The following is a 6,194-nucleotide window of genomic DNA, read 5'->3' as shown; positions in this document are numbered from 1 at the left end:
GACTTGGGTATTCCTGGTTCTTTTGGTTCAATTGGCTTCAGTTTTACCAGGCTGCCTTTGGGCGCCTTGATTGACCTTGAGTTGACTGCCATGCAGGCTGAAAGTCGCGGCGAAGTCATTTCCACACCGAAGGTCATCACTGCCAATCAGCAAGAGGCGGTGATCGAGCAGGGTGTTGAAATCCCATTCCAGGAAGCAACCTCCAGTGGCGCAACATCCACTTCCTTTAAACAGGCAGTGCTGAGTCTCAGGGTGACTCCCCAAATTACCCCGGATGATCGTGTGATAATGGATTTGAATGTTAAAAATGACAGTGTTGGCGATATCTTCTTCGGTGTGCCCAGCATTGATACCAATGAGGTGCAAACCCAGGTATTGGTTAAGAATGGCGAAACGATCGTGCTTGGTGGCATATACCAGGAGACATCAAACAAGGATATTGACAAAGTACCGTTCTTTGGCGATATCCCTGTGCTGGGTCGTCTGTTCCGACGCGACGCGCGTGTTAACAATAAATCAGAGCTGCTGATTTTTATTACGCCGAAGATTCTTAAAGACGGTCTGCACGCTCGCTAACAGCCTTATTCTTTTATAAGGTCTTCCAGCTCAGCGTACCGGTTCAGCGGTGCGCTGCTCACCCAGCTATACTTTGGGTTATACTTTGCGGCAATAATCAGTTGTGTATTTATGCTGCAAAACTCTTCTCAAAATATTTTTTTAGTTGGCCTGATGGGGTCGGGTAAGACGACGATCGGTCGTCAGTTAGCGCAAGCCTGTAAACTCGAATTTATCGATAGTGATGCTGAAATTGTCGCACGCACAGGCGCAGAGATTGCCTGGATTTTTGATATTGAAGGTGAGGCTGGCTTCCGCCAGCGCGAAAAGATAGCAATCAATGAGCTGACGCAGCAATCGGGTATTGTGTTAGCAACAGGCGGCGGCAGCGTGCTTGACCCAGACAATCGTTGTGCTTTAGCGTCACGTGGCATGGTTGTTTACATTTTGGCTTCACTAGATCGTTTATTGAAGCGCACCGCAAAAAATAAAAAGCGTCCATTATTGAATCACCCATTGAATCAAGGGAGCCCGCGAGCGGTTTTGCAAAATTTGTACAAAGAGCGTGATCCGCTTTATCGAGAAATTGCTGATATGGTGATTGAAACCGATGGCTGTACCGTGAGCTATGCGGTCAAGCAGATACGCAAGCAGATACAAGTTCTGGATATATACCGCGTATAATTGTGGCTCCTAATTATTACGTAAATTTATGAAGACGTTGACTGTTGACCTTGGTGATCGCAGCTACCCCATATACATTGGCCAAGGCTTGTTGACGCAAAAATCCTTGCTGACTCCTCACATTACCAGTCAACAAGTGTTGGTGGTTAGCAATGATACGGTCGCCCCTATTTATTTGGCCACTTTGCTGGCGACGCTTGAGGACTATGACTGTTATAGCGTTGTGCTCAAAGATGGTGAGCAATACAAATCGCTGAATACGCTCAATCAAATATTTGATTCGGCTTTGAGCAACAAGCTTAATCGTCAGCTGACCATTATTGCTTTAGGCGGTGGTGTGGTGGGTGATATGGCAGGTTTTGCTGCATCGTGTTATCAGCGCGGCGTACACTATATTCAGATACCCACAACACTATTGGCTCAAGTAGATTCTTCAGTGGGAGGCAAGACAGCTGTTAATCATGCGCTGGGTAAAAATATGATCGGTGCGTTTTACCAGCCACGTTGTGTTTTGGCCGATACCGATACACTGGATACATTACCTGAGCGTGAACTGAGCGCAGGCCTTGCCGAGGTCATCAAATACGGCGTCATTCGTGATACCGCGTTTTTTCAATGGTTAGAGAAAAATATGCAAGCTCTGCTTGCGCGTGACAAACAAGTGCTGGCCTATGCAATAGAAATCTCGTGTCGCAATAAAGCAGAAATTGTTGAGCAGGATGAGCATGAACGAGGTATCCGCGCCTTACTCAATTTTGGTCACACCTTTGGTCATGCGATAGAGACGGCGTGTGGTTATGGTGTTTGGCTACATGGCGAAGCAGTTGCAGTGGGCATGTGCATGGCGTCTGAGCTATCTCATCGTTTAGGCTGGCTGGCAAAGCAAGACATGCAACGAATCATTGATTTGATTACGCAGGCAAAATTACCCATAAGTCCGCCGGACGCTATGACTGTTACGCAGTTTAAGGGTTTGATGGCGGTAGATAAAAAAGTAGAAGATGGAAAAATCAGGCTGGTATTGTTGCAAGCCTTGGGCGACGCACTGACGACGGCAGACTTTGATAGTGCTATTTTTGAGCAATTCCTGAATGATAGTTGTGCAGCTTAAGATGCGTAGCTTTATCTTAAGATGACAATGGATGCGATGAGTCAACTTGCTCCCTATGCTGCCAGCGCAGAGACATCACGTGGCCGTGAATACCAAGAAGAGCCGCCATCACAACGTTCTGAATATCAACGTGATCGTGATCGTATTGTCCACTGCGCTGCGTTTCGTCGCCTTGAATACAAGACCCAGGTTTTTGTTAATCACGAAGGCGATATGTTTCGTACGCGTCTTACGCACACTATTGAGGTGGCACAGATCGCACGTTCTATTGCGCGTGCGTTGAGATTAAATGAAGACCTTACTGAGGCGATTGCGCTAGCGCATGACCTGGGTCATACGCCGTTTGGCCATGCGGGTCAGGATGCCTTAAATGCATGTATGCGAGAGCATGGCGGCTTTGAACATAATTACCAATCTTTGCGTGTTATCACATTGCTGGAACAGCGTTATGCCGATTTTGATGGTTTGAATCTTACGTTTGAATCGCGCGAGGGTGTGCTTAAGCACTGTAATAAAGAACGCGCTAAAAAATTGGGAACACTTGGCCAACGTTTTATTAACAGGGAACAGCCAAGCCTCGAGGCCCAGTTAACCAATGTTGCCGATGAGATCGCTTATAACAACCACGATATTGATGATGGCTTGCGTGCCGGCATGATTACTATTGATCAGTTGCGTGGCTTGCCCATTTTTGCCTTGCATTACGGTGAGGTGATGGATCGTTATGGAAACTTGGCACAGCGACGAATGATTCATGAAGTGATTCGTCGTATGATTAACACACAGGTGAATGATTTGATCGTGACCAGTAATGAAAATCTACAAAACGCTGCTGTTGACAGTATTGATGCTGTGCGTCAGTACGGCGCACCTTTAATCAGTTTTAGTGAAGAAATGGCTGCGCTTAACCTGAGTTAAAACGGTTTTTACGCGATAAGCTTTATTGTCACTATCGCGTTAAGCGCATGACGACAAAGGCAGCAAAAGTAATTAGTCGCCTGTATGAGGCGTTTATTAACGATCCGCAGTTATTGCCGCCTAAGAATGCTCATGGGGGTGCCTATGGCCTTGCCGAAGAGTCTCATCACGGGCATCATGAAAATACCACACAAAGAATTGTTGCAGATTATATTGCTGGAATGACTGATCGTTTCGCTATAAAAGAATATGCACGCATTTTTGATCCGCGTGAATTGACCTAGCTCGCATTTCTCACCAGGGGACGAGATGATTATGCCGAGATTTGAATTCACAAAGGATTTTGTGAGGAAGCGGAATAACAGTGTGTATTTCCGACTGAGCAAAATTCTTTGTGAATTCAAAGATCAAGCGAGGGCTCGCCCATCGGGTGGGAAATGCGGGCTGGTGGTGTCTGCAAGATGGAGCTAAAGGCTGACCAAGTAGAGTTATCGACGATATCTGATGCGATGCAAAAGCATTATGGTGGTGGCGATGCGGCCAGCGATATGGATGGCGTTAACGCTGGCCATTATTTTTCTGACACAGCACGTGAGCAGCGAATTAATCTGCTGCTACACCTGATCCATTATGCCGATTTGTTGCTGCTATCTAGCGCCCAAGGCAGTGGCAAGACAACTTTGTTAGCGAACTTTGTTGAGCGTATGGGCGATGATTGGCAGATTCATCAATTGCAAGGCGCCGCCCTAGCACAAGAAATGAGTTTGTCTAATCGTCTTGCTGACATTTTTGGTACTGCTGGCGACGGCCATGCCGAGCGTGTCGAGCATCTTATTAAACACATGCCGCGATTACGGCGTTTGAGTAAGCCAATCATCTTGATTATCGATGACGCAGAAAAGCTTGCCTTAGCATCGATGCAATTGCTCGACAAGATACTGGCAGCGGGAGATAACTATGGCAAACCCGTACACCTTATTCTTTCTGGTCGGCCAGGGCTTGACGACACCTTAGCGCTACCTGAATTAGCGGGTTTACAAGATCGTGTTGCCCATAGGCTTGATGTTCCACCCTTGTCCGAGGCGCATACTTCAGAATTGATACAAGATCATCTCGATGAGTCACATTCAGCTGATAAAACACTGTTTAATGCGGCCACGATTAAGCGTATTTTTAGATGTTCAAAAGGTTACCCTGGCCAAATTCTCAGTGAGATACACGATGTGTTGAATGCATCAAAGGCACAACAAAAGGCAGATAAGCCAGTATCGCACGCCGAGGGCGTGTTGCCGGTGGTCGGTGTGTTTGGCGAGGGTAGGGATGGGTTTATCAAGACGCTTTATTCGCGACCACTGATATTCGGCGCCATTGCTTTGGGTGCTGCACTCGCTGTCATAGGTGTCTTACGGCTAGGAGGTGATGCTGAGTTGGTGCCAGTGTCGGCCGACGTCGCACCGCTAGTCGAAATACCCGCAGTGGTGATCGTAGAGCCAGATCCAACAACACAGAGCGAAACATTATCATTGGTGGAAGCGTTGCTCAACCCATCCACTCCTTTGGTAGGCGCACCTGATTCTTTGCACCCCAATAGTGCGCTACCAACACCTACAGCCGAGACTGTGACGCCTGAGTCCGCGGATGTCCCCGTTGGCGCAGAGCTTACGTCGCTAATAACAATTCCTGCGCCCGAAGTTGTGGCAGAGTCTACGGTAGAAGTTGAGGTTGCCGAACCTGTCACTACCCCGCCTGTCCCTGGCTCAATAGAGAAATCGATAGAAGTGGTATCCGCTCAGCCTGAAATTCCCCCAGTTGTTGTTGGGGAGGCACCGCCCTTGCCGGAGCAGCCTCCCGCAGAGCCGATTGAAGTGGTTATACCTCAAGGCTCAGTTTTGTCCCCCCTTGCACCCCAAGGGCACGTAGAGGGGGAGCACGTAGCAGCAACAACGGTAAGTCCGCCTATTAAGCGTGATGATTGGCTGTTACAGCAAGACCCTAACCACTTTACCTTACAGCTTATGGCTGCCAATAATGAGGTTGGCGTGGTCAAATTCATTGAGGACAATGATTTAACTGACGTTGCCGCTTATTTTTTCAGTCAGCGCGATGGCAACCCATGGTATGCGGTCACCTACGGAACCTATTCTTCACGCTCAGAGGCCAATGCAGCAGTCTTGCCGTCAGCATTACGCAGTATTAAGCCTTGGCCGCGCACTTTTGGTGGTATTCACAACGCGATGCGTACGGCACGCTAACTTTGAACGCTTAATAGGTTGGCCGATATAATGTTTTTTAATATAACCCATTGGTTTTATAGCGTTATATTTTTTTATTGGTTTTGCTGTCAGCTTAGATTGAACCTCTAAGGCTGCCTCAGCTATAATTTTAGCCCTTTTGCCTGAACATTTTTTACTGTGGTTATTGTTTTGATCGCAAATATGGTATACGGGAGCAATGTCTTAGGTCGCGAATCGTACCCCAAGGACGCGTCCTACGACGCGAAAGTCCATGATGGGCTTTATCGGTCAGCGCTTGAAAAAGAGTTTAGGGATTTTAATTGATGAAATGGCTCCTGTCGCGGCGTATGCAATGAGTGTTAACAAGCTATATGCGGCATCAGTTTACTCGCCTGCTTAGCACGTCGTGGCGCAGTTACTATTGACGGTGTATTTGGAATATTTAGATATCTAAATCACCTTAGTGATTTTAGTCTAAAGAAAAATGATTGAGGACAGATGTGAGTAATTTAAAAAACGATAGATTATTGCGTGCATTGTTACGTCAGCCTGTTGATGTGACACCTGTATGGACGATGCGTCAAGCGGGCCGCTATTTACCAGAATATCGGGCGATCCGTGCTAAAGCCGGTAGCTTCATGCAGCTATGTACAAACCCTGAGCTGGCATGTGAAGTCGCGCTACAGCCATTG

Annotated in this window: 5 protein-coding genes and 1 pseudogene; all 6 read left to right on the top strand. The window is 47.3% G+C overall.

Annotated elements, in window-relative coordinates:
- A partial coding sequence (locus JKY90_05170; protein MBL4851655.1) for a type IV pilus secretin PilQ occupies positions 1 to 576 on the top strand: 576 nt, incomplete at its 5' end.
- A gap of 111 nt (positions 577 to 687) precedes the next feature.
- On the top strand, positions 688 to 1,239 hold the full coding sequence (gene aroK / locus JKY90_05165) for a shikimate kinase AroK (protein MBL4851654.1): 552 nt from the start codon (positions 688 to 690) through the stop codon (positions 1,237 to 1,239).
- 28 nt (positions 1,240 to 1,267) lie between these two features.
- On the top strand, positions 1,268 to 2,350 hold the full coding sequence (gene aroB, locus JKY90_05160; GenBank protein MBL4851653.1) for a 3-dehydroquinate synthase: 1,083 nt from the start codon (positions 1,268 to 1,270) through the stop codon (positions 2,348 to 2,350).
- A 36-nt stretch (positions 2,351 to 2,386) separates the two neighbouring features.
- Positions 2,387 to 3,552: pseudogene (locus tag JKY90_05155) on the top strand (deoxyguanosinetriphosphate triphosphohydrolase).
- A 153-nt stretch (positions 3,553 to 3,705) separates the two neighbouring features.
- Positions 3,706 to 5,520 carry an AAA family ATPase gene (locus JKY90_05150; GenBank protein ID MBL4851652.1) on the top strand — a complete coding sequence of 605 codons (1,815 nt, stop codon included), beginning with the start codon at positions 3,706 to 3,708 and terminating at the stop codon, positions 5,518 to 5,520.
- A 482-nt stretch (positions 5,521 to 6,002) separates the two neighbouring features.
- Positions 6,003 to 6,194 (top strand): uroporphyrinogen decarboxylase (gene hemE / locus JKY90_05145; GenBank protein MBL4851651.1); only part of this gene is annotated, 192 nt, incomplete at its 3' end.

It is taken from the genome of Gammaproteobacteria bacterium (assembly GCA_016765075.1).
Classification (GTDB): Bacteria; Pseudomonadota; Gammaproteobacteria.
The sequence above is the reverse complement of the archived record's forward strand: the minus strand, read 5'-3'. Positions and strand labels throughout refer to the sequence as shown.